26 protein-coding genes and 1 pseudogene are annotated in these 25,147 nt (G+C 70.5%); 16 read left to right on the top strand and 11 right to left on the bottom strand.

The window, feature by feature from the left end; all coding sequences use genetic code 11:
- Nucleotides 1–50 precede the first annotated feature (50 nt).
- Nucleotides 51–491, top strand: a complete 441-nt coding sequence (locus IE241_RS30435) for an ArsI/CadI family heavy metal resistance metalloenzyme (RefSeq protein ID WP_190025080.1) — start codon at nucleotides 51–53, stop codon at nucleotides 489–491.
- A 188-nt stretch (nucleotides 492–679) separates the two neighbouring features.
- Here the strand turns inward: IE241_RS30435 and IE241_RS30430 are convergent, their stop codons facing one another.
- Nucleotides 680–988 (bottom strand): DUF7677 family protein, encoded by a 309-nt coding sequence (locus IE241_RS30430; protein ID WP_190025079.1) that lies wholly within the window; start codon nucleotides 986–988, stop codon nucleotides 680–682.
- Between the two features lie 52 nt (nucleotides 989–1,040).
- On the opposite strand from IE241_RS30430, the gene IE241_RS30425 reads away from it, so the two are divergent.
- Nucleotides 1,041–2,657, top strand: a complete 1,617-nt coding sequence (locus IE241_RS30425) for an alpha/beta hydrolase (RefSeq protein ID WP_308433765.1) — start codon at nucleotides 1,041–1,043, stop codon at nucleotides 2,655–2,657.
- Nucleotides 2,658–3,246: 589 nt separating this feature from the next.
- Here the strand turns inward: IE241_RS30425 and IE241_RS30420 are convergent.
- Nucleotides 3,247–3,975 (bottom strand): dienelactone hydrolase family protein, encoded by a 729-nt coding sequence (locus tag IE241_RS30420; RefSeq protein ID WP_190025150.1) that lies wholly within the window; start codon nucleotides 3,973–3,975, stop codon nucleotides 3,247–3,249.
- 114 nt (nucleotides 3,976–4,089) lie between these two features.
- Between IE241_RS30420 and IE241_RS30415 the strand changes: the two genes are divergently transcribed.
- On the top strand, nucleotides 4,090–4,575 hold the full coding sequence (locus tag IE241_RS30415; RefSeq protein WP_190025077.1) for a MarR family winged helix-turn-helix transcriptional regulator: 486 nt from the start codon (nucleotides 4,090–4,092) through the stop codon (nucleotides 4,573–4,575).
- A gap of 75 nt (nucleotides 4,576–4,650) precedes the next feature.
- Here the strand turns inward: IE241_RS30415 and IE241_RS30410 are convergent, their stop codons facing one another.
- Nucleotides 4,651–5,409, bottom strand: coding sequence for an ArsR/SmtB family transcription factor (locus IE241_RS30410; RefSeq protein WP_190025149.1), 759 nt, complete (start codon nucleotides 5,407–5,409; stop codon nucleotides 4,651–4,653).
- Between the two features lie 442 nt (nucleotides 5,410–5,851).
- Between IE241_RS30410 and IE241_RS30405 the strand changes: the two genes are divergently transcribed.
- The 6 genes from IE241_RS30405 (at nucleotide 5,852) to IE241_RS30380 (ending at nucleotide 11,060) form a co-directional block, all read left to right on the top strand.
- Nucleotides 5,852–6,562, top strand: coding sequence for an SDR family oxidoreductase (locus tag IE241_RS30405; RefSeq protein ID WP_190025076.1), 711 nt, complete (start codon nucleotides 5,852–5,854; stop codon nucleotides 6,560–6,562).
- 106 nt (nucleotides 6,563–6,668) lie between these two features.
- The gene (locus tag IE241_RS30400; RefSeq protein ID WP_190025075.1) at nucleotides 6,669–6,839 is read left to right on the top strand and encodes a hypothetical protein; all 171 of its coding nucleotides are present in this window, start codon (nucleotides 6,669–6,671) and stop codon (nucleotides 6,837–6,839) included.
- Nucleotides 6,840–7,207: 368 nt separating this feature from the next.
- Nucleotides 7,208–7,768, top strand: a complete 561-nt coding sequence (locus tag IE241_RS30395; RefSeq protein ID WP_190025074.1) for an RNA polymerase sigma factor — start codon at nucleotides 7,208–7,210, stop codon at nucleotides 7,766–7,768.
- Nucleotides 7,765–8,766: a hypothetical protein gene (locus IE241_RS30390; protein WP_190025073.1), complete on the top strand. Its 1,002-nt coding sequence runs from the start codon at nucleotides 7,765–7,767 to the stop codon at nucleotides 8,764–8,766. The genes IE241_RS30395 and IE241_RS30390 overlap by 4 nt, the downstream gene beginning before the upstream one ends.
- Nucleotides 8,767–8,805: 39 nt before the next feature.
- Nucleotides 8,806–9,246, top strand: coding sequence for a glutaredoxin domain-containing protein (locus IE241_RS30385; RefSeq protein ID WP_190025072.1), 441 nt, complete (start codon nucleotides 8,806–8,808; stop codon nucleotides 9,244–9,246).
- 185 nt (nucleotides 9,247–9,431) lie between these two features.
- Nucleotides 9,432–11,060, top strand: coding sequence for a serine/threonine-protein kinase (locus IE241_RS30380; protein ID WP_190025071.1), 1,629 nt, complete (start codon nucleotides 9,432–9,434; stop codon nucleotides 11,058–11,060).
- Between the two features lie 58 nt (nucleotides 11,061–11,118).
- Here IE241_RS30380 and IE241_RS30375 read toward each other — a convergent pair whose 3' ends face one another.
- Together IE241_RS30375 and IE241_RS30370 are read right to left on the bottom strand one after the other, a co-directional pair.
- Nucleotides 11,119–11,838, bottom strand: a complete 720-nt coding sequence (locus IE241_RS30375) for a response regulator (protein ID WP_190025070.1) — start codon at nucleotides 11,836–11,838, stop codon at nucleotides 11,119–11,121.
- On the bottom strand, nucleotides 11,835–12,674 hold the full coding sequence (locus IE241_RS30370) for a sensor histidine kinase (protein WP_229900060.1): 840 nt from the start codon (nucleotides 12,672–12,674) through the stop codon (nucleotides 11,835–11,837). The genes IE241_RS30375 and IE241_RS30370 overlap by 4 nt, the downstream gene beginning before the upstream one ends.
- Nucleotides 12,675–12,813: 139 nt before the next feature.
- Between IE241_RS30370 and IE241_RS30365 the strand changes: the two genes are divergently transcribed.
- From IE241_RS30365 to IE241_RS35110, 3 genes are read left to right on the top strand one after another with little or no spacing between them, the layout of a single operon-like run.
- A complete protein-coding gene (locus tag IE241_RS30365) occupies nucleotides 12,814–13,524 on the top strand; it encodes an ABC transporter ATP-binding protein (protein WP_190025068.1) in 711 nt (236 codons plus the stop codon).
- A complete protein-coding gene (locus tag IE241_RS30360; RefSeq protein WP_190025067.1) occupies nucleotides 13,521–15,830 on the top strand; it encodes an ABC transporter permease in 2,310 nt (769 codons plus the stop codon). Before IE241_RS30365 ends, IE241_RS30360 begins: the two co-directional genes overlap by 4 nt.
- Before the next feature lie 40 nt (nucleotides 15,831–15,870).
- Nucleotides 15,871–16,434: a hypothetical protein gene (locus tag IE241_RS35110; protein ID WP_444545157.1), complete on the top strand. Its 564-nt coding sequence runs from the start codon at nucleotides 15,871–15,873 to the stop codon at nucleotides 16,432–16,434.
- Here the strand turns inward: IE241_RS35110 and IE241_RS30345 are convergent.
- Nucleotides 16,415–17,281: a class I SAM-dependent methyltransferase gene (locus tag IE241_RS30345; RefSeq protein WP_190025065.1), complete on the bottom strand. Its 867-nt coding sequence runs from the start codon at nucleotides 17,279–17,281 to the stop codon at nucleotides 16,415–16,417. The genes IE241_RS35110 and IE241_RS30345 overlap by 20 nt on opposite strands.
- 78 nt (nucleotides 17,282–17,359) lie before the next feature.
- Between IE241_RS30345 and IE241_RS30340 the strand changes: the two genes are divergently transcribed.
- Entirely contained in the window at nucleotides 17,360–17,959 is a 600-nt protein-coding gene (locus IE241_RS30340; protein ID WP_190025064.1) for a TetR/AcrR family transcriptional regulator, read from the top strand.
- 56 nt (nucleotides 17,960–18,015) lie between these two features.
- Here IE241_RS30340 and eno read toward each other — a convergent pair whose 3' ends face one another.
- Nucleotides 18,016–19,323 carry a phosphopyruvate hydratase gene (gene eno / locus IE241_RS30335; RefSeq protein WP_190025063.1) on the bottom strand — a complete coding sequence of 436 codons (1,308 nt, stop codon included), beginning with the start codon at nucleotides 19,321–19,323 and terminating at the stop codon, nucleotides 18,016–18,018.
- 189 nt (nucleotides 19,324–19,512) lie between these two features.
- Between eno and IE241_RS30330 the strand changes: the two genes are divergently transcribed.
- From IE241_RS30330 to IE241_RS30320, 3 genes and pseudogenes are all read left to right on the top strand, one after another.
- Nucleotides 19,513–19,935 carry a MarR family winged helix-turn-helix transcriptional regulator gene (locus IE241_RS30330; RefSeq protein ID WP_190025062.1) on the top strand — a complete coding sequence of 141 codons (423 nt, stop codon included), beginning with the start codon at nucleotides 19,513–19,515 and terminating at the stop codon, nucleotides 19,933–19,935.
- Between the two features lie 350 nt (nucleotides 19,936–20,285).
- Nucleotides 20,286–20,519 (top strand): hypothetical protein, encoded by a 234-nt coding sequence (locus tag IE241_RS30325; protein WP_190025061.1) that lies wholly within the window; start codon nucleotides 20,286–20,288, stop codon nucleotides 20,517–20,519.
- A gap of 24 nt (nucleotides 20,520–20,543) precedes the next feature.
- Nucleotides 20,544–21,017: pseudogene (locus tag IE241_RS30320) on the top strand (inositol monophosphatase family protein); the annotation flags it as partial.
- Between the two features lie 98 nt (nucleotides 21,018–21,115).
- On the opposite strand, the gene IE241_RS30315 reads toward IE241_RS30320, so the two are convergent.
- From IE241_RS30315 to IE241_RS30300, 4 genes are all read right to left on the bottom strand, one after another.
- Nucleotides 21,116–21,844 (bottom strand): hypothetical protein, encoded by a 729-nt coding sequence (locus IE241_RS30315; protein WP_190025060.1) that lies wholly within the window; start codon nucleotides 21,842–21,844, stop codon nucleotides 21,116–21,118.
- A 154-nt stretch (nucleotides 21,845–21,998) separates the two neighbouring features.
- Complete coding sequence (locus tag IE241_RS30310) at nucleotides 21,999–23,258, bottom strand: DUF4241 domain-containing protein (protein ID WP_190025059.1); 1,260 nt, start codon at nucleotides 23,256–23,258, stop codon at nucleotides 21,999–22,001.
- 216 nt (nucleotides 23,259–23,474) lie between these two features.
- On the bottom strand, nucleotides 23,475–23,900 hold the full coding sequence (locus IE241_RS30305) for a cupin (RefSeq protein WP_190025058.1): 426 nt from the start codon (nucleotides 23,898–23,900) through the stop codon (nucleotides 23,475–23,477).
- Nucleotides 23,901–24,015: 115 nt separating this feature from the next.
- Nucleotides 24,016–24,918 (bottom strand): alpha/beta hydrolase, encoded by a 903-nt coding sequence (locus IE241_RS30300; protein WP_190025148.1) that lies wholly within the window; start codon nucleotides 24,916–24,918, stop codon nucleotides 24,016–24,018.
- Between the last annotated feature and the right edge of the window lie 229 nt (nucleotides 24,919–25,147).

Genomic DNA, 25,147 nt, shown 5'->3' with positions numbered 1-25,147 from the left:
GCAAGCTTGCATCGAAGTCAATCAATGCAAGGGCCCCGAGGGAGATCGCCATGTCCCGTGTCCAGCTCGCCCTCAACGTCGCCGACCTCGAAGCGTCGGTGGCCTTCTACTCCAAGCTCTTCGGCGTCGAACCGGCCAAGCGCCGGCCCGGCTACGCGAACTTCGCCGTCGCCGAGCCCCCGCTCAAGCTCGTCCTCATCGAAGGCGAACCCGGCCAGGACACCCGCCTGGACCACCTCGGCGTCGAAGTCGGGACCACGGAGCAGGTGGCCGCCGCCACCGAACGCCTCACGGAGTCCGGCCTGGCGACCTTCGAGGAGAACGACACCTCCTGCTGCTACGCCCTCCAGGACAAGGTCTGGGTGCACGGCCCCGGCCGCGAGCCCTGGGAGGTCTACGTCGTCAAGGCCGACGCCGACACCCTCGGCAAGAGCCCTGTCCTGAACGACGGCGAGCGCGACGCGTGCTGCACCGGCTCCCCGCGGAGCTGAACGGTTCCCACCCGTACCGCGCCCCCGGGGCGGCGCCGACGCGGCCGAGGGACAGGCGCCAGTTCCGGGTGAGGTCACCTATGTGCCGGTAGCTGGTAGCCGGTAGCCGGTAGCCGGGAAGGTTCGGCCGGCCAGGTCCTGCATGGCGCGTGGCGCCCGCGCACGCATCACAGGGGTTCGCACGGCCCTCAGGGGCCGTGCAGTTCCGTCTCCCAGGGCTCGAACGGAGGCTCCACCTGGTAGTCGGGATCGCAGCGTCTGCGGATCCACTGGGCGGCGCGGTATTGAGCGTCACCGTCGTTGACGGTTTGTCCTTGGTCATCCACTTCAAGCACGTTGGTGAAGATCGCGAAGACCATTTCGAGGTCTGATCCGGATTCGAGCAAACGGGCCCGGTAGTCGATCCCGTCGAGTAGTTCGAGATCCAAGGTGCCGTTGCCTAGGTAGAACGCGAAGAACCGGAGAGCGGCTCGCACGTCGGTCGGAAGATGGGCCACGGGAACATCATGCGTGATTGCCTCTTGCCTTCATGATCGTAACGGGGCTGGGATGGGGGGTATGACGACCGAATACCGGCGTATGCCGCTACCGCGGGCCGTGCGACACGGTGTGGTCCTGAGCGCCAGCGCCTTGACGCTGCTCGCGACCACAGTCGCCCCCGCCGCATCATTTGCCTCAGCTGCTCATGCGGCCGCCCCTGTCTCTGCCCCCGGCTCCTCAGCTCCCGCGACCGACGTGTCCGGCGCACTCTTACCGACGTCCGCCCCAGCATCCGAAGCATCGGCCTCCCCCGTAGCCTGGAAGCCGTGCAGCGACGGGTCTGCCGTTCAGTGCGGCACGATACGTGTCCCGCTGGACTGGAAGAAGCCGGCAGGAAGCAAGATCGACGTCAAGGTCGCCCGGGTCCCGGCCCGCGATCAGGCGCACCGTGTCGGCGCGCTGTTCTTCAACCCTGGTGGCCCCGGCGGCCAGGGTGCGACGATGTTCGAGTACGGCGCCGCGGACAAGATGTTCGGCGGCCCGCTGCGGGAACGCTTCGACCTCGTCAGCCTCGACCCCCGGGGGACCGGCGGCAGCCAGGCCCTGGACTGCGGCCCGGTTCTCGACCCCGGCCAGGTGGTCTTCCCCAAGAGCCCTCGCGAGTACGAGGAGATGAAGCGCAACAGCCGCGCCCGTGGCGAACGCTGTCTGACCCGGCACGGTGACCTCGTCCGGAACGTCGACACCGTCTCCGTCGCCCGCGACATGGACGTCTTCCGGGCCGCGCTGGGCGAGCAGCGCCTCAACTACCTCGGCGTGTCCTACGGCACCTTCCTCGGCGCGACCTACGCCCAGCTGTTCCCGCACCGGATCCGGACCATGGTCCTGGACGGCCCCGTCGATCACGCCTCGGGCTCGGCCCGCTTCCTGCGCGAGGAAGCCGCCGCCATGGAGGGCGAGTTCAACGGCTTCGTCGCCTGGTGCGCCGAGGACACCGCGTGCGCGCTGCACGGCGAGGACGTGGGTGCGGTGTACGACCGGGTCGTGGCCCGCGCCGACCGCACCCCGATCCCGGCGCCCGGAGAGAAGATCGGAGCCGTCAACGGCGACTGGATCCGCATGGCCCTGCCCGAACAGCTCCTGCGGCTGCGCCTGATCGAGGATGTCACAGGCGTGAACGCGTGGGTGAAGCTGTCCGAGCGGCTGGCCGCCGCAGACCGCCACAACGACGCCTCCGGCCTCGTCCAAGGCGGAGGCTACGTCGGCAATCCGGACAGCGCGTACGCCGTCGTGTCCTGCCTGGACTTCCCGCCGCAGTTCACCGGCTACGCCGACGCCGCGGCCCGGCTGGACCGGGCGCGCAAGGTCGCCCCGCGCACCGGCGCCGCCGCAGAGGCGTGGGTGATGTCCGCTTCCTGCGCGGACTGGCCCGTCAAGGCGACCAATCCGTGGCAGCCGACCGTCGTACGAGGGGCTCCGCCGATCCTCATCGCCGCCAACACGCACGACCCGGCGACTCCGCTGCCGGGAGCGCGTCGCCTCGCCGGCCAGATCGCCGACAGCCGGCTTCTGGTCACCGACGTGAACGGGCACGTCTCGTACTTCAACTCCGCCTGTGCGCGGGAGCGCGAGACCGAGTACCTGATCAGCACCAAGCTGCCGGCGCAGCTCACCTGCCGGGGCTGACAGCCCGGTCGGGTCCGGCCCCTCGGGGGGCGGCTTTCAGTGCGCTGCCTGCTCGGGCAGGGGCACGGGCACGGGCACCCATCTGTGGTATCCGGAGTCGTGGGGGCGGGAGAGCGCTGTTCTGATGGACACACGGGCGCGTACGCACACGTGCGGATACATACCGGATGCGTACGGATGCGTACGGATGCGTGCCCGCGTGTCGGACGGATAGGCAGGAGGCAAAGCATGGCCGGTGGCCGACGTGAGGACGAGTCCGGGAAGAGTGCCCGCGATGGGCGGTCTCCCGGGCGCGGGCGGGCGGATTCCGCTTCGCGTGAGGACGCGATGACCAGGCGTCTGGCCGACTGGGAGGAGGAGGGCGGGGCGCTGCCCGAGTCCCAGCCCCAGTCTCGGTCACAGTCCCGGCCGCAGTCCCAGGTGCGGTCGAAGGGACCCGCTCGCGGCGCAGGCAGCTGACGGCTTCCGGTCTGCTTCGCCGACTGCCCCGGACGGGGACGGTCGGCGAAGCAGCGCCGTCGCCCCGTCGCCCCGTCGCACCTCCGCCTCGTCACCCGTTCGGCACAGTGCCGTCGGCGGTGATGTCGAGTCAGGCCAGGGTGCGGTCGAGGAGGGGCAGCAGGCGGTCCCAGTGGTGCTGCAGTGCGGCGGGGTTGAAGGCGTCGGTGTCGGACATGGTGAAGCCGTGGACGGTGCCGGGGTAGATCTCGGAGGTGTAGTCGACACCTGCGGCGTCCAGGGCCTGGTTGAGCTCGCCGAGGGCCTCGGGCGTGATGTCGGTTTCGGCGTGGCCGAGGTGGACCCGGGCGGTGATTTTGGAGAAGCTGCCGGGCCCGTCGGCGCCCACGGGGCCGTGGAATGCGGCGACGGCGGCCACCTGGTCGGGATGGGCCGCGGCGGTGCGCATCGCCAGCAGGCCGCCTATGCAGTAGCCGGTCACCGCGACCGGTCCGGCGGCGACCTCGGGCTGGGTGGCGAGGAAACTGAGGTAGGCGTCGGCGTCGCGCAGGACACGTTCGGCAGTGTGCGCCCTGATCAAGGGCATCAGCCGGGCGATGGCCGCGGGCCGGACCTCTTCCCCGATGTGCCCGGGAAGTTCGATCAGGGGTGTCGGGCCGTGCCGGTAGAAGAAGTTGGGGACGAGCACGTAGTACCCGTGCCCGGCCAGCTCGCGGGCCATCTCCTCCACTACGGGCCGGATACCGAAGGCGTCCGCGTACATCAGCACCGCTGGGTGCCGCTCGCCGTGCTCGGGGAAGGCGGCGAAGGCGTCGGCCCGGCCGTCCGGGGTGGGAATCTGCAGCGTCTTGGTGGGAATGGCGGATCCTTCCTTCCTGGGAGTTCACTCCGTCAACGTTCGTTCCACTAACGTTTTCGGCGCGAGTGAACGTACATCGTTAGTCTGACTAACGCAACGGGTAGGGTGGGCGCCATGACCAGAGCCGAAGCCGCGGACATGCCTGACGACGGCGCGCCCAGGACGCCCGACAGACTGCGCCGACGGGCGAGCCGGCTGTTGTCGCAGCTGACCGTGCGGTCGGACCGGCTGATCAACGAGGGGCTGGCCCAGGCTGCCGACGCCCGCAAGTGGCACTACGCCGTGCTCGCCTCACTGCAGGATTTCGGGCCGGGCAGTCAAGCGACGCTGAGCGGGCGTACCGGCATCTACCGCAGCGACATGGTCGGCGTGCTCAACGAACTGGCCGAGCGTGGCTTCGTCGAGCGGGCGCCGGATCCCGGCGACCGGCGCCGCAACATCATCACGATCTCCGCCGAAGGCCGCCGTCACCTCCGCCGCCTCGACAAGGTCCTGGACGACCTCCACGACGAACTGCTCGCGCCGCTGAACCCCGCCGAACGCGACCAGTTCGTGCAGCTGCTCACCCGCTTGCTGGACCACCACGCCCGGACCTCCTGACCCCAGCGCGTAGTGGCATCCGGCATGGAGCTGCCCGGGGCGCTGTTCCCTGGGGACGGGGTTCAGTCGCTGGGTTCAGTCGCGGCCCCACAAGTCCGCGGGGAGGGGGCTGCCGGTCTCCAGGTACGTCTTGAGGTTGGACAGGACGCTCGACCAGCCGCCGGCGGCCATCCGCTTCTCGGCCTCGTCGCGAAGGTTCTCGTGGGTGACGGTGAGCCGGACGACATCGCCGAGGGGCTTGATGTCGAACGTGACCTTCGACGGCCCGGCCGGGCGCTCCTCGTCCGGGCCGGCCCAGGTGGTGACGAGGCGCTTGGGCGAGTCGCTCTCCACGACGGTGCCGACCACGTCCGCCACGCCCGATCCGTCGACGCGGCGGTGCTCCCAGGGGGAGCCGACCTGCCAGTCGGAGACGTTGCTGTGGCCCCAGTAGGCGGCGGTCGCCTCGGCGTCGGTCAGGGCCTCCCAGACCTTGTCGGGCGTTGCGTGGATGTAGAGGGTGTAGACGAACTCGGGCTTGGTGCTCATGGCGGATTCGGCTCTTTCTTTCAGTGCGCTCAGCGCCTGGAGGCGAGGGCGTTCGAACTTCTCGATCCACCGCTCCTGGATCTCGTGGAGTGGTACGGGATTGAGGTAGTGGAGTTTTTCCCGGCCCCGCCTGACGGTGCTGACGAGGTTGGCGGCCTCCAGAAGGCCCAGGTGCTGTGTGGCGGACTGGCGGGACATCGCCAGGCTTTCGCACAGCTCACCCAGGGACTGGCCGTTGTTCTCGTGCAGCCGGTCGAGCAGGTACCTGCGGGTCGGGTCAGCCAAGGCCTTGAAGACCTTGTCCATATCGCTGCTCACATCTCCATCATGCAGGCATTTACCTGCATGTCAATCGCAGGCTCGCCCGAGCGTGCCGGTGCGGCTCCGTAGAATCCCCTCCGACCTGGGGAAACGCTCAGTCGGCAGGGTCACCGCAGCCGCCCGGAAGGTGCTGGCCGACGCGCCCGGCCTCACCCGTAGACGATGGGCGCAATCCGGTAGGCAGGCGCCTCTGGTGGGCCGTGCAACAAGGCCGAGCTGTGCTTCACCCCCACCACCGCCTGGCCGCAATGCGGCGAAACCTGCGTAGTCACGACGTTCGGTCGGTCGCCCAGCCATAAGTCGGTCGGCCCAGCCATAAGACCGCTGTGCATCTGATGGGTGTAAGTGACAGCATTGTGTACGCGGCCGCGCACGAGGACGACCGGGGCGGGCAACGGCGTGAAAACAGTGGAAGTTTGAGGAGCGAATGAAGGACGTACTGGTCACCGGTGCCAGCAAGGGCATCGGACTGGCGATTTCCCAGCGGCTCGCGAAGGCAGGGTATGGAGTCATCGGCGTCGCTCGGAGCGCGCCCGATGAGGAGTTCCCCGGCACGTTCCTGCGGTGTGACCTTGCCGATGTCGAGGACACCGCACGCATGCTGGAAGAGGTCACCCGAAGGCGCCCGGTCTGCCGGGTCGTCAACAATGCGGGTATCGCGCAGCCCCAGCCCATCGAGGACCTCGATCTTGCAACCTTGCATCAGGTGGTGGATTTGAACCTGCGCGCTTCGGTCCAGATCGTCCAGGCCCTCGTGCCGGGCATGCGCGCGGAGCGCTTCGGCCGGATCGTCAACATCACCTCGCGGGCGACGTACGGCGCCAAGGACCGTACGTCCTACGCGGCGGCCAAGAGTGCGCTCGTTGGCTGCACCCGTTCCTGGGCGCTGGAACTCGCCCCGGACGGCATCACTTCCAACGCGGTGTCGCCCGGCCCCACCGCCACCGAGCTGTTCCGCCGCGCGCGGCCCGTCGGCAGCGAGGCCGAGCGCAAGGCGATCGCCTCGACCCCGATGGGGCGCCTGGGCACTCCCGACGACGTCGCCGCGGCCGTCGCGTTCCTGCTCTCCGACGACGCAGGGTTCATCACCGGCCACGTCCTCGACGTCGACGGAGGGAGCAGCCTCGGCGGACGCTGACGACTGGAAGGCGATCGCAGGTCGCAGCGAATGGGCGACCAACGACCCGAAGGAACTCCTCGGGCTCGGCGCCACCAAGGTCGTACTGACCGCCTTCCGAGTCGTCATGGACATGGGTGCCGAGGGCGGCGAGCAGCCTCCCAAGTCGCGGACTCTGGAATGGAAGGCCGACGGAAAGCCGGTCATGACCTCCGAGGGAAGCGAGTTGGTCACGATCAAGGCCGACTGGCTCGACCGCCGCCTCGCCTTTGCCTTTGCTCTCCTCGGAGACCGGTAGCACTCCCCGCCGGATCCCACGGCGCGCAACCGTCGCGAGCCGCGAGAGGCTCCTGCTCGCGGGTGATGTCCTGTTGCCCGTGAACCCCCGTCACCCGTGTCCCCCTGTCGGGCTGCCTTTCGTACCCGCTGCTGGAAGGCCCGGCGTAAGTGCGCGGAGCTGGCGCAGCCACTGGAGATCCCGGAGTGGTTCCGGAACAGCTCCGGAGCGGTTCCGGGGGCGGCGAAGGTGAGCGACCGGCTGACCCGGCGGGCCGTCGCACCCTACGCCGCTGCCTGTGCCCGGTTCCCGGGCGCGAACGCTTTCGCGGGGCGGACACAAGAAGGGGAGGGGGCCGCGGAAGGCGTGGCCCGTGGAAGGGGAGGTCCGTGGCGACGGACGAGGAACTGCTGGCGCGCTCGGGAACCGACGCGTCGGCCTTCGAACCGCTCGTGGAGCGCCATTCGAGGGCGCTGCACGGCTACTTCGCGCGCCGGGCACCCGGCGCGGCGGACGATCTGCTGGCCGAGGCGTGGCTGCGGGCCTACGCGGGGCGCGGCACCTACGACGCGGCCCGCGGGCCGGTCCGGGCGTGGCTCTTCGGCGTGGCCCGCAACGTGCTGGCCGCGCACTGGCGCGGGCAGGAACGGCCCGCGGCCGCCGCCGCGCTCGCCGGCGAGGCGAGCAGCGACCCGTGGAACGCCGTCGACCGGAGGCTGGACGCGGCGGCGGTCGCGCCGCTGATGCGCCGGACCCTGGCCGAGCTGCCGGCCGTGGAGCGGGAGCTGCTGCTCCTGATCGCGTGGGAGCAGCTCAGCCCCACCGAGGCCGCGGCCGTCGTCGGCGTCCCCGCGGGCACGGCCAGGTCCCGGCTGCACCGGGCGCGCACCCGGCTGCGCGCGGCGCTCGGCCCCTCCGCCCCGCTTTCCCTGACAGGAGACCTCGCATGACCGGGCAGCAGGACATGAACGACAGGGACCTCCTCGACTTCCCCGGTGCCGGGCGGTTGAGGGCCGCGGGCAAGGTCGCGCCGCCCTCGGCGGACGCCGTCGCCGCGGCGCTGGCCGCGGTGCGGTCGGCGGCGGCCGGACGGCCGGCGGGGGACGGGCAGGCCGTCGAGCTGGAGCTCGAACGGGAGCCGGTGGCCGCGGTCGTCCCGGTGCGGACGTGGCGGCGGCGCCTTCCCGTGCTCGTCTCGGCGGCGGCGGTCGTGGCGATCGCACTGGGTGTCGCCTTCCAGCCCTGGTCGGACTCCGGGGACGTGCAGCGCTCTCCGGCGGCGGATCGGACGGCGGTGCAGGAGCAGACGGGGCCGGCACCGTACTGGAAGGTGCAGACCCTCCAGTGGATGCGGAGCAGCGACGAGACCCAGCGGCGGGACGGGGCGTACAAGACCGTCTGGTTGAGCCGGAGCGGCACACGCGAGCAGCCCGCCAACGGTCTGGTCCAGGACTACTCCCGGGAGGACACGGGAGGGATGGCCTACGTGATCTGCGGCAAACCGGTCATGTGGGACGACCTCAAGAAGCTGCCCACCGACCCGGCGGCCTTGCGGGCCCGGCTCGTCGGAAAGGCCACCGGAGAGGAGGTCGCGGAGGACCTCTACAACGGCATGGAGGAGCTGCTCTCCCAGTCGCCCGCCGAACCGCAGCTGCGGGCGGCACTGTTCAAGGTCCTCACCGGGATTCCCGGGGCGCGGGTGACGGAGCGGGTCAAGGACAGCACCGGGCGCTCCGGCACGGCCGTCGACCTGGACGCCGATACCTGGCGCCTGCGACTGATCATCGACACCGGGACGTTCCATGTGCTGGAGTCCGTGGACACGGCGCGGAACGACGGCCTGTCCTGGGGACCGCAGAAGCTCCGGGCCGGGGACCTCATCCAGCGCACCACCTACCTCTCCGTCGGGCCCGCCTGGGAGGCGCCGAGGCCGTCCCCGCGGACGTAGCGGCCCGGCCCCTTCGATTCATCGATAGCCTTTCTCATCATGGTGCGTGCTTGGATCTTGCCGATGCTGCTGGTGCTCTGCGGCTCGGCCCTTGTGGCCGGGCTGATCCTCAGCGAGAGCAGCCTCGGCACAGCCGCAGCAGTCCTGCCGGTGTTCGTGCTGCTCGCAGGCGTGAACTCACCTCTGGTTTTCCCGAGGTCGATCGACTCGCTGGAGGCACAACGCCGCAGCGCGGCCGACGGCCGGCCGGTCGTCTTCTGGCGGCCGGGCTGCAAATATTGCATCCGACTGCGCATCCGGTTGGGCCGCAGCGCCCGCCGACTGCACTGGGTCAACATCTGGCGTGACCCGGCCGGAGCGGCCACGGTGAGGGCAGCCAACGACGGCAATGAAACCGTTCCGACTGTCTTCGCAGCGGGCCGGCCGCACGTCAACCCCACCGCTGCATGGGTGCGCGAACAACTCTCCCGTTCCGTGTGACCGGGATACCGGGCAGCCCTTGGGGTGGACGACACGACGACGTGCTGCGCCCGCTCTGCGCCCGCTCTGCGGCTGGGGCGGCGCGCGCCTCGCGCCTCGCGCCGGGGGCCCTCGGATGACCGGGGGCCGAGGCGTGCGAGGTGTGCGGCGCGCGTTAGGGTGCGGGCCGGGGGTGTGTGGAGATCATGGAGAACAACAGATCCGCCGGGGTCTTCCAGGAACTGGACGGTGACGATCCGTCGGTCGTCGGGGACTACCGGCTCGTCGCACGGCTCGGTTCCGGCGGGATGGGCAAGGTCTACCTCTCGTACACCCCGGCCGGCCGCCCTGTGGCGATCAAGGTGATCCGGCCGGAGTTCGCGGAGGACCGGGAGTTCCGGCGGCGGTTCGCCGACGAGGTGGCGGCCGCCCGGCGCGTCCAGGGGCTGTGCACGGCGCCGGTCCTCGACAGCGACACCGACGCCCCGCGGCCCTGGCTGGCCACGGCGTACGTGTCCGGCCCCACCTTGACCTCCGCGGTCGCCGACGACGGGCCGCTGCCGGTGCCGACCGTGCTGTTGCTCGTCGCAGGCATCGCGGAGGCGCTGCAGGCCATCCACGGCGCGGGCCTGGTGCACCGCGACCTCAAACCGTCCAACGTGCTGCTCGCTTCCGACGGGCCGCGCGTCATCGACTTCGGTATCGCACGGGCCGCCGACGCCACGTCCCTGACCGCGAGCGGGGTCACCGTCGGCACGCCCTCCTTCATGGCGCCCGAGCAGGCATCCGGTGCCGAAGTCTCCGCGGCGACGGACGTCTTCGCCCTCGGGCAGGTGGCCGTCTTCGCCGCGACGGGTGCATCCGCGTACGGGGACGGGCCGTCGCATGCCGTGCTCTACCGCATCGTCCACCAGGAACCGGACCTGTCCGGGGTGCCGGCGGAGCTGCGGGACCTGGTGGCCCGGTGCCTGGCCAGAGACCCGGAGCAGCGCCCGGCGCTGTCCGCGGTCATCGACCTGTGCCGCGCCGCGGGCGACGAGACCCAGCTGCGGCGCACCGAGGGCTGGCTGCCGACCGGGGTTGCAGCGGGCATCGCACAGCGGCCTGCCGCACCCGCACCCGCACCCGGCCCGGCGTTCACGGCCCCCCTCACCGCGGTCGTGCCGGCGTTCCCGCCTGCCCCGCAGCCGCCCTCCTACGCCCCGGAGCCGTCTTCCTACGTCCTGCAGCCGCCTTCCCGGGTTCCGGAGCCGTCTTCGTACGTCCTGCAGCCGCCCTCGTACATCCCACAACTCCCGCAACCACAGCGGAAACGCAACCCGCGCACCGTCCTGTTCGCGGCCCTGGGCGCGCTCGTCCTGACCGCCGGTGCCGCGACGGCATACGTCCTGACGGACGGCGGCACCGGAAGCGGCAGCAGAGGCGGCACGGCTGCCGCGGGTGCGAAGAACACACAGCCGCTGGCGGATTCCAAGGAGGTGACCCTGCCCTCCGGACATCACTTGAACCTGGTTGACGAGCCGCTCACACCGCGGCAGGGCTCCGACGACGACTTCTACTTCCTCTGCCTGGACTTCGAGGGCTGCAGCTTCGGCGCCTATAAATCCCACCTCATCCGGCTGGACAGCGGCGAGCAGGGTTCACGCGAAGCCTGCCGGAAGAAGCTCGACTTCACCTCTTCCGTCGACACGAGCACGCTCAGCGCGGGATCGCAGATCTGCGTGCGCAACCAGCAGGGCTGGGCCGCTCTGATCACCGTCAAGAACATGTCGGTGTCCGACCACCGCGACGCGTCCGTCGTCCTCTTGGTGGACGTCTGGCGCGACTCCTCCTGAGGCGGCGCCGGCTGCTACAGGGACAAAGACGTCCCCGCTCCGCCGCAGCGAACTGCGGCTATCGGTAGGGGTCGGCGGTGTCGGCGGACTCGCCCGGTGAGACGAGTCCTGTCTCGTAGGCGAGGACGACGGCCTGGGCCCGGTCGCGCAGGGTCAGCTTGGCGAAGATCCGGGCCACGTGGGTCTTCACGGTCGCCTCACTGAGCGTCAGTTCCCGCGCCAGTTCGGTGTTGGAAAGACCCCGGCCCATGAGCGTCAGGACCTCGAGCTCGCGCGGTGTCAGTGCGGCCAGGTCCCGGTGGACGGCCGGCGTCGCGGGGCCCGGGCAGGTGGTCGGGGTGCCGGAGGCGAAACGCTCCACCAGACGGCGGGTGATCGAGGGGGCGAGCAGGGCGTCACCGGTGTCGACCAGGCGCACGGCCGCGGCCAGATGCGCGGGGGTGACGTCCTTGAGCAGGAAGCCGCTGGCTCCGGCGGCGAGGGCGGCGTAGACGTACCGGTCGAGGTCGAAGGTGGTCAGCATGATCACCCGGCAGTCCGGGGCCTGCGCGAGGATGCGGCGGGTGGCTTCCAGGCCGTCCATGGCGGGCATTCGGATGTCCATCAGCACGACGTCGGGCCGCAGCCTGCGCACGGCGGCCACGGCTTCGGCTCCGTCACCGGCCTCGCCCACCACGTCGATGCCGCGGGCGGTCAGGATCAGGCGGAAGCCGGTGCGTACCAGCTCCTGGTCGTCGGCGATCACGACGCGCGGGGCGCGCTCGGTGTGCGTCGTCATGGCCGGTCCAGCGGGATACGGGCGCGGACGCGGTAGCCGCCGCCGAGGCGGCGGCGGGCGTCCAGGTCGCCGCCGTAGACGGCGACTCGTTCGCGCAGGCCGAGCAGCCCGCGCCCCGTTCCGTCCGCCCGGCCCCGGCCCGGCTCCTTCTGTGCGGGCGTGCCGCCCGACAGGACGCTCGGTCCGCTGTTCAGCACCTCGACGCGCAGGTAGTGGTCCGCGTACCGCACCGTCACCTCGGCCTTCGCCCCGTCCCCGTGTTTGAGTGCATTGGTCAGGCCCTCCTGGATGATCCGGTAGGCGGTGACGTCGATCCCGGTCGGCAGCGGGCGCGGCTCGCCCGAGATGCGCATCTCGACGGGCAGGCCGGCAAAGGCGATCCGGTCGACCAGCGGGCCGAGCCGGCTGATGCTGGGCTGCGGTGACAGGTCCACGTCGTAGGGCTCGTCCTCGCCGTCCTGTGCGGGTGCGAGCAGGCCGAGCAGGTGCCGCAGCTCGGTCATCGTGTTCCGCCCGGCGGTCTCGACGGCGCTCATCGCGGCCGCGGCCTCGTCGGGCATCGTGGCAAGGATCTCGCGGGCGGCCCCGGCCTGGACCACCATGACGCTCACGTTGTGGCTGACGATGTCGTGGAGCTCGGCGGCGATCCTGGCCCGCTCGGCGGCCACCGCCGTCCGCGTTGCGCTCTCGCGCTCCCGCTCGAGCAGCCAGCCGCGCTCCTCGATGGCCACCCGGTGCCGCCGCCGCGCCCGCAGCGCCACCACGCACAGCCACCCGGCGGCGCCGACTGCCACCACCAGGGCGATGACCAGCCAAATCGTCCAGGATTCCCCCACCGGATCATCTTCGCAGGTGCATGACGCGGCCCCGCATCGGCCCCTGGATGCAGCTCCGTACATCCCCGGGATGACCTGCCCGGACGGATACATCCGGCGGGTGACGCCCCGCCATCGGCCCCGGACCTAAGTTCGAGTCATGACAACTGATCATGACGGTGCCCGGCAAGTGGTGGTGCGGCTGGACCGCGTACACAAGGAGTACGGCGACGCGAAGGCCCTGGACGGCCTTTCGCTGGAGATCCGGGCGGGCGACGCGGTCGCCGTGATGGGCCCCTCAGGCTGCGGCAAGTCCACCCTGCTCAATATGGTGGCCGGCCTGGACCGGCCGACCTCGGGCACGGTCGAGGTGCAGGGCCACGACCTCGGGAAGCTGAACGAGACCGGCCTGGCGCTGTTCCGGCGGCGGAACGTCGGCATGATCTTCCAGTTCTTCAACCTCATCGACGACCTGCCCGTCCTGGACAACGTGGCGCTGGCCGCGCAGCTGACCGGCACCCCGGCCCGGCAGGCGCGCCGCCGCGCCCTGGAGCTCCTGGACGAACTCGGTGTCGCCGAGCGCCGGAACAACTATCCGGCGACACTGAGCGGCGGCGAGCGCCAACGCGTCGCCGTAGCACGGGCCTTGATGAACCGCCCGGCCCTGCTCCTTGCGGACGAGCCGACCGGTGCCCTCGACAGCCGGTCGGGCGAGCAGGTGATGGATCTGCTGATCGACCTCAACCAGATCGGCCAGACCCTGTTGATCGTCACCCACGACCCGCAGCTGGCCACCCGCTGCGCCAGCCGGCTGATCGAAGTCGCCGACGGCCGGGTCGCCCGCGAAAGCGCGCTGGAGGCGACCGCGTGAGCGCCGTATGGAGAGCCTCGCGCGCGGCCGTGAAGCGCCGCCGGCTCCAGACCTTCGTCATCGGGCTCGTCGTGCTCTGCTCCACCACGACCGTCCTGCTCGCACTGGCGCTGCTGACCGCCGCCTCGAGCCCCTTCGACAGGGCCTACGCCGAACAGCGCGGTGCCCATACGGTGGCGGCCTTCGACACCACGAAGGTCTCGCCGGGGCAGCTGGCGCGGACCGCCCGGCAGCCCGGGGTGGAGGCCGCGGCCGGACCGTTCGGGCAGGCCGTCGTCGACATTCCCAAGGACTGGCTCTGGATGGCGGGCGGCACCCTCAGCGTGGTGGGCCGGGCCGATCCGGCGGGCCCCGTGGACCGGATCGAGCTGCTGGAGGGCCACTGGGCCACCGCACCCGGCGAGATCGTCGTCAACTGGTCCGTCCAGGGCTCGCCCGGCACGGCCCTCCTCGGCACCAAGCTGGAGACCCCAGGCGGGGGGACGCTGACCGTCGTCGGATTCGCCACCAGCATGAGCAAGTCGGCGAGCGCCTGGGTCTCGCCCGAGCAGATGGCCGCGCTGCACCCGACCTCCGCCCAGATGCTCTACCGCTTCACGGACTCCGCTACGGAGGCCGAGCTGAGCGCCTCGCTGGCACGGGCCACCACCGGACTGCCCGAGGACTCGCTGACCGGCACGCAGACCTACCTCACCCTCAAGCGGGCCTTCTCTGCGCTGGCCGACTCCTATCTCCCGTTCATGACGCTCTTCGGCGTCCTCGGCCTGCTGGTCTCCACCCTGATCGTCGGCAACGTGGTCAGCGGGGCGGTCGTCTCCGGCTACCGGCACATCGGGGTGCTCAAGGCCCTGGGCTTCACCCCGAACCAGGTCGTCGCCGTCTACCTGACGATGCTCTCCGTACCGGCCGTGGTGGGCTGCGTGCTGGGCACCCTGCTGGGCAACGCGCTGGCCGGACCGATCCTGAAGGTCGCGTTCACCGGCATCGACGTGGGCCGGGCCTCAGTCGGCGACATCAGTCCGTGGGTGTCCGTGGCCTGCCTCGTGGGCATGCCCGCCCTCGTCCTGCTGGCCGCGCTGGCCCCCGCCCTGCGGGCCCACCGGCTGCCCGCCGCACGGGCGATCAGCGCGGGCGGCGCGCCGCGGACCGGACGCGGGCTGCGCGTCCAGCGGATGCTCGGCGCCACCCGGCTGCCGCGCCCGGTCAGTCTGGGTCTCGGCCAGCCGTTCGCCCGCCCCGCCCGCACCCTGCTGACCATGGCGGCCATCGTCCTCGGGGTCACCACGGTGACCCTGTCGACCGGACTGACCAGCACCTTGGTGGCCTACGGCAACGTCGGGCGGGAGGACGGGGGCGCCAGGATCCAGGTGACGACCGGGGGGTCGGGCAGCGACCGGACCCCGCCCCGGCTCAGCGACCCGCAGATCGAGGAACGGCTGCGCTCCCTGCCGGGTGCGGAGAAGGTACGGGCCCGCGCGCTGTCCCAGGCGCACATGACCGGGCAGACCCAGCCCGTCTTCGCCGACTTCTACCGCGGCGACGATTCCGTGTACGACCGCACCATCGTCAAGGGCCGGGCGCCGGCCGCGGCGGGCGAGATCGTGGCCGGGCCGGCGTTCCTGACCCAGCGCGGACTGAAGCTCGGTGACCGGGTCACGCTGGAGCTGAACGGCAGGAAGATCACCGCGACCGTCGTGGGTCAGGTCATCGAGGGCAACGCCCGGGCGCTGGAGGCCACTTGGGAGAGTCTCACCCGACTCGCACCGGACGCCCGCGCCACCGAGTACACGGTACGCCTCGCCCCCGGCGCCGACGCCCGTGCCTACGCCGAGGCGGTCACGGCGCTCGACCCGGGCCTGCACGCGTCGGTGATGGACTCCGGCAACGCCGGCACCGCCACCGTTATCACCTTCTCCACGGTGTTCACCGTGCTGCTGACCCTCGTCGCCTCGCTCGGCGTCTTCAACACCGTCCTCCTGAACACCCGTGAGCGGCGCCGGGACCTGGGCATGCTCAAGTCGATCGGCATGACCCCCCGGCAGGTGGTGGTGATGACGGTGACCTCGGTCGCCGGTCTCGGCGCGGTCGGCGGGCTGCTCGGCATCCCGCTCGGGATCGCGGCTCACCGCCTCGTCGTGGACCATGTCGGAGTGGTCGACTTCCCGGAGTACATGAAGGACGTGTGGCACGCGCCGCAGCTGGCCGCGATGCTCCTGGCGGGTGTGGCGATCGCAGTCCTCGGCGCCCTGGTCCCGGCCCGGTCTGCGGCCCGGATGACCATCGCCTCGGTGCTGCATACCGAGTAGATGTAGATCACCCGTCAGCACCAGCCCCTGGATCCGGCCCATGACAGCCGACGGCGGTGAGCCGTCGGTTGGCCGGCTCTACGGATACGCCCGTGTGCCGCTGACCGTCGCGGGTGACGGCACCGCCGAAGGCCAACTGCGGGGCGGCAAGGTCTCCTCATGTCCGCGCGGAACCACGCCGCCCCCGTCTTCGGCAACGCCGCCCACTGGGCCGCCGGCCGAAGAGCGCAGCGCGTGCTGCCGTACAGGCCGCTTGGCTGTCGGGCAGGGCGGCGAACCACACGTCTTCCGGCATCAGCGACTCGTGCGCGCAGGGGTCCTAGCGCCGCCACCGCAGCCCTTCGCCGCCCTCCTTGAGAACGTTTCCTTCGAACCAGCCGAGTGTCAGCGCGGAGAAGTGCCCGAACTCAACCAGGGCCGGAGGCTCGTACGCCGGCACGTAGGCAGGCTCGTCGGGGCCTGGGATTACGGATCGAGCCGCCTGGAGGTCCGCCATCCGCGGCTACGGCTCGGGCTCGCGTCCGTGACCGCGGCCGCCGTGTTCGTCTTCGCGTCCGTGTTCGCGTTCGCGTTCGCGTTCGTGCTCATTCTCGTATCGCAGTGACCGCCACCGTTGCGTACGGCATCGTGAAGCTGCCGCCCAGCGCGTCGATAGCGGCTCCGACGCTCTCCAGCACCTCGGCCAGTTTGTCCGCGGGGAGCCGGGTGAAGGGACCCTGGGTCGGCAACTGGTCCAGCCACGCGTCCCGCGTGTAGGAGCACTCCCAGTCGAATCGCCACTGCTCGGGTTCGCTGAACGCGCCGACCTTACGGATTCCGTCGTCGGCTTTGGTGCACAAGGCCTGGTACCCATCCAGGGCGGGTTTCGTCATCGCCTGGAGGTTGAACGGCGAGTCGGGCATCACCCGCCGGTAGACCGCGGCGGTGGCTTCTGCCACCTCGGGCGGAAGTTGGGGCACGTTCCAGAAGGCTGCCAGCCGGCCGCCGGGCCGCAGTGCCTGCGCGGCCTTGGCCGCTCCGGCGACCGGGTCGATCCAGTGCCAGGCCTGGCCGGCGACGACCGCGTCGAATTCCCGGCCGGCCGGGTCCCAGGATTCGAACGTCGCTACGTCGACCTCGAGCCCCAGTCGGCGCGCCAGGTCGGCCATCCGCGGGTCGGGCTCGACCCCGAACACTCGGCAGCCGACTGACTGGAACTGGCGGGCGGCGATGCCGGTACCGCAGCCGACGTCAAGGATGTCGGGGACGTCGGGGATGTCGAGGACGCCAGGGACCTCGGGGGCATGACGGCCGGGGCCGGCGGCAGCGATCCGCTCCACCATGGCCTCGGGATAGCGGGGCCGGGCCCGGTCGTAGCGTTCGGCGTCCGAACCGAACGACTCCGCTGCCTGGCGATACTGATGAGGTTCGTGCGCGGAAGGCCGGGAGCCCTCCGGAGGTAAAGTGGGCATGCGCCCACTATGAATGGGCGCATGCCCACTCGTCAACGAGCAGGACAGGCAAGGGAAAAGAGAAAGAGGGGCGACGGTATGCCGACAGGTGTGGCCATGCGCGATGCGCGAGAGCAGCTGTTCGACGCCGCCGAACGCATCCTGCTCCGGGACGGCCCGAACGCCCTGACCAGCCGGGCCGTCACGACGGAGGCGGGCTGCGCCAAGGGCGTCCTGCACCGGCACTTCGCCGACTTCGACGCCTTTCTCGCCGACCTCGTGCTGGACCGCATCGCCCGGATCGCCGACCAGTCCGCCGCCCTGCGTACCGCCGCCGGGACCGGCACCGTCGCCGGCAACCTCACCGGCGCGCTGACGGACCTGTTCGGCTCGGTCGCCGTGGCGATCGTCGCCCTCGTCACCTTCCGCGACGACCTCCGCGCCCGACTGCGTCAGACCAGGCCACCCGGCCTGCCGGTCCTGACGGAAGCCACGGCCATGCTCGCCTCGTACCTGACCGCCGAGCGCGACTTGGGCCGCGTCGCGCCCGATACGGACATCGACACGCTCGCCCCCACGCTGATCGGGGCCGGGCACCTCCTGTTCGCGGACCGGAAGGCTGCACCACCGAAGGCCGAAGCCGTCCACAAGACCGTGACTTCGGTCATCGGCGGGGCGGTGCGGGGTCCGGCGCTGTGAACAGCCCAGGAAGAGGTGTCTCCCCGGCCCGCGCGGTCTCTACCCCTGCCTGCTGTTCATGCCCGACGCAGCGCGGAGCGGCCCGCGAACCGCGCCGAGTCACCCAACTCCTCTTCGATCCGGATCAGTTGGTTGTACTTCGCCGTGCGATCGGAGCGGGAGAGCGAGCCGGTCTTGATCTGACCGCAGCCGGTCGCCACCGCCAGATCCGCGATGGTGGTGTCCTCCGTCTCGCCCGAGCGGTGTGACATGACAGCCGTCCAGCCCGCCTGGTGGGCCGTGGCCATCGCGGCCAGCGCCTCGGTGAGGGTCCCGATCTGATTGACCTTGACCAGGACCGAGTTGCCGACGCCGGTGCGGATGCCCTCGCGCAGCAGCGTCTCGTTGGTGCAGAACACGTCGTCGCCGGTGAGCTGACAGCGGTCGCCGACGCGGGCGGTCAGCTCGCGCCAGCCGTCCAGGTCGTTCTCCGCCATCGGGTCCTCGATGGAGACGACCGGGTAGGTGTCGATGAGCCCGGCCAGGTAGTCGGCGTGCTCGGAGGGGGTGCGGCGCACCCCCTCGCCCGCGTAGTCGTACACCCCGTCGCGGAAGAACTCCGACGACGCCGGGTCCATGACCAGGCCGATGTCCGTGCCGGGGCGGTAGCCGGTGCGCTCGATGGCGGTCATCACGAAGTCGAGCGCCTCCTCGGCGGTGCGCAGCGCCGGCGCGAAGCCGCCCTCGTCGCCGACGCCCGTGGAGTGCCCGGCGGCCAGCAGATCGCGGCGCAGGGTGTGGAAGACCTCGCTGCCCATGCGGACGGCTTCGGCGAAGGTGTCCGCGCCCACGGGCGCGATCATGAACTCCTGGAAATCCAGCGGATTGTCGGCGTGGGCGCCGCCGTTGACGATGTTCATCATCGGCAGCGGCAGGAGGCGGGCGTCGGCGCCGCCGAGGTAGCGGTAGAGAGGCCGGCGGTGGGCCGCCGCGGAGGCCTTGGCGGTGGCGAGGGAGACGCCGAGGATCGCGTTGGCGCCGAGCCGGGACTTCGTGACGGTGCCGTCGAGGGCGACCAGCGCGGCGTCGAGGCCCGCCTGGTCCGCCGCGTCCCGGCCGCGCACGGACGCCGCGATCTCCCCGTTGACGTGGGCCACCGCGCGGTCGACGCCCTTGCCGTGCCAGCGCGCGGAGTCTCCGTCGCGCAGTTCCACGGCCTCCCGGGCGCCGGTGGAGGCGCCGGAGGGGACGGCCGCGCGCCCCAGGGACCCGTCCGCCAGGACGACGTCGACCTCGACCGTGGGGTTGCCCCGGCTGTCGATGATGCGGCGGGCGGTGACGGTCTCGATGGCGGCGTCGACGGTTCCGACTGCCTTTGCGGACATGGGAGGTCCTTCCCGTTGTCGTGTGTCGCGGCCCCGGCTGCGACAACGCTGGCGCTGAGCCCGACAACGCCAAACTCTACAGCAATGCTGCTCAGTTTTGCTGTACAGCATTGCTGTGCAGTGATGCTGTGCAGTAATGCTGTACAGGTCAGCTGCGCAGCTTTGCTGACCAACGGGGTAAAGTGCCCTATGCCCACCTCGGAAGCCGCCGCCATCGCCGTCGAACTGCGCACCGCGATGGGCAAGCTCACCCGACGCGTCAAAGACGAGGACCGCATCCCGCTGGGCCAGGCCGCCGTGCTCGGTGCACTCGACCGCAACGGCGCCATGACCACCAGCGACCTCGCCGCCGATCAGCGCGTACGCCCCCAGTCGATGGCCCGGGCGGTGGGGCTGCTCATGGAACAGAACCTGATCACGCGCCGGGCCCACCCCACGGACGGCCGCAAGTCGCTGGTCGAGCTGTCGGACGCGGGCCGGGCCGCGCTCGAAGCGGAGCGCGGCCGCAGGGCCGGCTGGCTCGCGCAGGCCATCGAGGCCGAACTGACGGATGAGGAGCGGGCGCTGCTGGCACGGAGCGCCGCCCTGCTGGAGCGGCTCGCCACACGCTAGGGCCCCGACAGGCGTAGGAGTCGGCGAGTCAGCGCCTCGGAACCCGTCGGCCACCGATCCGCAGACGTCCGCGCTGCATGAGTACGCGTACTCATGGTCCTTGCCGGGCTCGCGATGCTGTCCCTCCACCATGCGACGTTCCAGACGTTCGGCAGAGTCGACTCCGAGAAGGGTTACCTCACCCTGGCCGACCAGACAGTGCCCGAAGGCCCCCGGCCAACGCCGCCTGGCTGTGGGTGGGCGGGGCCGGCAGAGCCCTCAGGGCGAGAACCGAGGACGGCATCACGAGCTCCCTCAACAACGGAGGGACCGGGACCCAGGCGATGGGGGACGCCGCCCAGAGGCCCGCCGTGAGCGTCCACCAGTGCGGCGTCATCGTGACGACCGGCGCGCTGACGGCCAATCGCCATCTGACGCTTCCTCAAGCGACGGATGCCGACGCGTACGGCAAGTGGATCGACAACACGTGTACCGGTGCGTTCAGCGTGGTCGTCCGACAGTCGACCGGAGTGACCGTGAGCGTCCCGAACGGCACCAAGGCCTACGTCTGGCTCGACTCCCGCGGCGTGACGAAGCTGACGTGAGGCATGCCGACCGGCCGCCCGGGGCTGCGCAACGGTCCGGCCGCGGTGGCCGATCCGTTCAGCGGCGAGGTCTTCTTCACCGACAGCGAGACCGCTTGGGCCCGGCGCGACGGGAACGACACGCGGCTGGCGCCCACGGCCGCCTCCCGGCTCGTGGACGTGAACCTGGATCCGCCCTTTCCGAGCGCGCCTGGATTCCGAGCTGTGGACTTGCTCGCTCACCCCGGGTTCGTCGAACGGTTCCGGTCGCGGGTTGTGTCCACGACGCTGGCGCTGGCCTGGGTCGCGGCCGGTAAGCGCGCCGGATACGTCACCGATGGCGGTGACCTGGCCGGGAGTGTGCACTTCGCCGCCGGCATCGCCTTGTGTCAGGCCGCCGGTTGCGTCGTCACCGGAATCGACGGTGCTCCGATCGGGCAGGCGGGCCGTGGGCTCGTAGCGGCCGCGGATGCCGAGACTCATGGACTGCTGTTGTCGATGATCCACGGTCGAGGCTAGTGTCGAGGTTGGTGCTGTGGCCTCGTAGACGTAGATCGAGTGCATGGGCGGTGGGCGTCGAACCGTCGAGTTCCCCCGGCGCCCGCGATCGCGACTTGCTAGCGACGCAAGTCTTTCTGGAGTCGGCCGAAGGCATCGAATTCCGGAAGCATGCGGGTCGCGGTCAGGTGTGCATGGATATCGCTCACGGAATCAGTCGCAGTGAGCATGATCCATGAGCCGTCGTGGAAGCGAATCCGGAACCGGTCGGTATCGGAGCTGGCGCGCTCCGGGGTTTCGGCAACTGCCCGGTCGGCCTTGAGAATGTCAAGGATCTGCGCCTTCTTGTCCTGCCCGAGCGTCACACGGCGGGGAGGACCGGCCAGCACCATGCGGTCCTGGCCCAGGATGACGAGCCGGGACGGGTGCGAGGACTGGCCGTACCACCGCAGGAGAAGCTGACCGGCTTCGGCCTGCCAGTCACCGTCGAATACGTCCGTGGGCGGCTTCTCGGGCAACCCGGTATCACGTCGGCGTCGTTGCTCACACGCCTTCTTGTCCCTGAGCGCCTGGCGCTCCTTCTTCGTGCGCAGCAGGGGCCCGAGGACGGCTTCCGCGGTCGCCTCCAAGGCGGCGTAACCGAGGGCGAACAGCAGGAAGGGTGCCGCCGCGATATATCCCAGAATGCCGAGGGGGCGAATCCAGCCTGGTCGCAGTCGGGGTCGGCCGGCCGCCGCGTAGACGTCCTTCGGCGGCTTGGGGATGGGGCCGAGCTTGCACCAGCCCACGGCTGCCGGGGACTCTCCCAGCAGCTCAGTGGCTGTCCGCCGGGCGCGCTTGGATATCACGGTTCGTGAAACTCCTTCGAGGTACTGCGGCTGATCGGTGCAGGGACGCGGGGATGCAGAGCGGCAACCTGCCCTTACGCCTGCTCGGACTGCTCGGTCCGCTCGGACCAACAACGTACCCGGACGCGCGACCGTGGACCGATGGTGATGGCGCTCAGAGCACTTGGACGTCGTGGAGGTAGCCGGCCTGCACGACGATGGCCGTGACCTCGCCGGAGCGCCCTCGTCCCACCCACACGGCGTACGTTCCGTCTCCGCCCGTCGGGAATGCCATCAGATCGGCGTTCAGGGATTCGTCGGTCGTGCGCAGGAATCCGTCGCTGAGCTGCTCGGCGGGTCCGGTGGCGTTCGTCTGCAACGCCTGGCGGAAGAGCCCGGCAAGGACCGGCCAGGCAACAGCGTCGGCGAAACCGCCTGTCGCGGTGTCCGTGCTGAACCCATAAGCGTGCCCGTCCCGCAGCAGCCTGACGTCTTCCCCGGCGCCGAGCCCCATCTCCCACCGGACGGCGGGTTCGTCGCTCACGCGGAGCCGTACGGCTGTCATGTCCTCCGCTTCGACCTGCTTGCCCATGAACTCGTACGTATAACCGGTCCGGGCGGTGTCCACGAGGTATTCCCCACTGGGAATGCTCACGGTCAGTTCGCGGCCGCCGCCGGTGACGGGGCAGTCGACGACGATACGTCCGCTGGGGACGCGAACGGTTCCGACCGGACGGGGTTCCAGGACGGTCAGGAGCTCCAGGGGCTCCAGAGCCGTGGACAGGCGTGTGCCTGGCCGGAACAGAGCGTCCAGCCAGAGCGGTGGCCTCGTGCGGGGCGGACGCCACGCATCCACTGCCGTCTGCGGCGAGTTTCCGGTTGCCGGCTGCGCGTCCTCGTAGGTCAGCAGCCGCCCGGCCAGGCCCTGTCCGGCCGCGCTGAACATGACCCACTGACCGAAGGCAGGTCTGTCCAGCCAACGCTGCTCGTCCCCGATGCCGGATCGGGTGACCGTGGTGCCATCGGATCCGAAGGGACTGACCATGCGCTGGGCCCGGCCGTCGGGGTAGAGGTCCACCGTCGTCCGTCGGCAGTGTGCGGCGAATTCGGGCATGTCCGGAGCATCGTATTCCCAGTTCTCGGCATGCCGTATCAGAAGGCGCGTGTCATCGAGCAGACGCAGGTCGAATTCGCATATCCGGCGGCCGTGTTCGTCGTATGCCCACGCGCCCAGGTAGTGGTCGGCCCAGGAGGTCAGCTGTACTTCGACCGGTGTCGTCCGTCCCGCCGTGCCGAATACCACGACGTACGGCAGCCCGGCGGCATCCCGCTCTTCGGCCTGGCTGCGGGTCAGGGCCCCGACGACCTTCAGGGTGGCGAAGTCCCACTGCTCGCCGTACGTCACCTGGATAGCCGTCCTGGCCTGGTCGGTCACCTTTACGCCTTTTCTCGTGCGAAGCCTTGGGCTGCCATGATCACACCACCGTGATCACAGCAGCTGAAGCTCAGGGTACGAGGAGGGACCCTACGCGCCACCCCTCGTCGGACCGCACGATGCGGATCAGTCCCGGATCCGCGCTCATCGAGTCGAGTGCGAAGTCCTGTGCTCCGGCGCCGGGGCCCCGAAGCCGGTCCGGCGCCTCGCCCTCGCCTAGGCTTCGGTGCGCTTCTCCAGGCGGCTGCCACGCGGCAGGGTGAGGGACAGGATGTCGCCGGGGGCGTCCAGTTCCATGCGGTGCCATCGCCCGCGCGGCACGATGACCGCGGTCCCGCCCACCAGCTTGATCTCCTCCTCCCGCTCCTGCTCCCGCTCCTCTTCCTCCTTGCCTGCCGGGCCTCCGGGCTGTTCCGGACGAAGGTAGAGGCGTATCGCACCGGTGAGGCAGGCGACGACTTCGTCAGCCTCCGGGTGGACTTCCCAGTAGTCGGCGTGGAGGTCGGCGCCGGTCTCCACGTGGAAGGCCATCAGCTGCCAGCCGTCCCGCTCGGTATCGAACGCCGGCTGCTCGGCGCGCGCCCGGCCGCTTCGGTCGAGGTGGATGAAGGAGGCGAAGAGATCGATCGGGGTGACAGTCATGCCGGGAGATCCTTCCTGCGGTGATCTCTTGTGTGGTGGGTCGGGGTATGGAGGCCGTCGGACTGGCGGGCCTGTCGGACCGGCGCGCCTGTCGGACAGGTCGGCCGCTGCCTCCTCACCCGGTCAGGGCGCGGTGGAGGACTGCGCCGAGTTCGGCGTGCTGCCGCTGTGATATTTCGGCGGACAGGATCGCCTGCGAGCCGTGGAATGTGCCGGCCCACTGGTGCAGTTCGACCGACACGCCCGACTGCAGCAGGCGTAGCGCGTAGGCGATGTCTTCGTCGCGGTTCGGACAGAACTCGGCGGTGGCGATGTAGGCGGGCGGCAGGCCGGACAGGTCGTCGGCCCGTGCCGGGGCGGCGTACGGCGAGGCGGGCGCGGAAGAGCCGAGGTAGTGCCGCCACGCTGCGGTGACTTTGTCGCGATTCATCCAGGGCGTATCGGTGAAGTGCAGCGCCGACCACGTCTCCTGCCGGTCGTCGAGCCCGGGCTGGTTGAGCAGCTGGAAGCGGATCGGCGGGCCTTGCCGGTCACGCGCCCGCAAGGCAACCGCGGCCGCGAGCCCCGCGCCGGCACTGTGACCTCCGACCGCGATCCGCTCCGGATCGATGCCGAGCTCGGCCGCGTGCTCGTAGGACCAGGTCAGCACGGCGTAGGCGTCGTCCAAGGCGGCCGGGAACGGGTGCTCGGGCGCCAGGCGGTAGTCCACGGAGATCAGCACCGCGCCGGAGCTCTCTGCGATCCGGGCGGCCCACGGGTGCTCGGTGTCCAGGTCACCCATGACCCATCCGCCGCCGTGCAGCCAGATGATGGCGCCGCCCTGCGCCTGGTGAGGGCGATAGATGCGCACCGCCACGTTCGGATCGGCGGGCACCGTACGGTCCTCGATCTCCATTCCTGTGGTGTCCGGCGCCGGCACCGCGGCGGCCAGTCCGGCGAGGCCCTTGCGCGCGGCGACCGGGTCGTTCAGGTCGGCCTTGGGGAAGAACGGGATGAATGCTTCGAGTTCAGGATCCATGTCCATGTTGATGTTCATGCCGTCCATCCTCACGGTCGCCGCCCCCGGCTTCATCCGCCATCCGTCGGGCATCTCGCCCGGTTCACGCACCGATCGGCGCCTGCCGGGGCGCGCCGTCGAACGCCCACCTCCTTCATGGTCCGGCTGTACCGTACACCGCCGCGCCCTGCCTGCCGCGGGCCCTGATCTACAGTTATGACCACATATCTTGGTTCAAGGGTGGGGTTGT

Source organism: Streptomyces hiroshimensis, from assembly GCF_014650335.1.
Classification (GTDB): Bacteria; Actinomycetota; Actinomycetes; order Streptomycetales; family Streptomycetaceae; genus Streptomyces; species Streptomyces hiroshimensis.
This window is presented reverse-complemented; position numbering and strand designations above follow the sequence as displayed.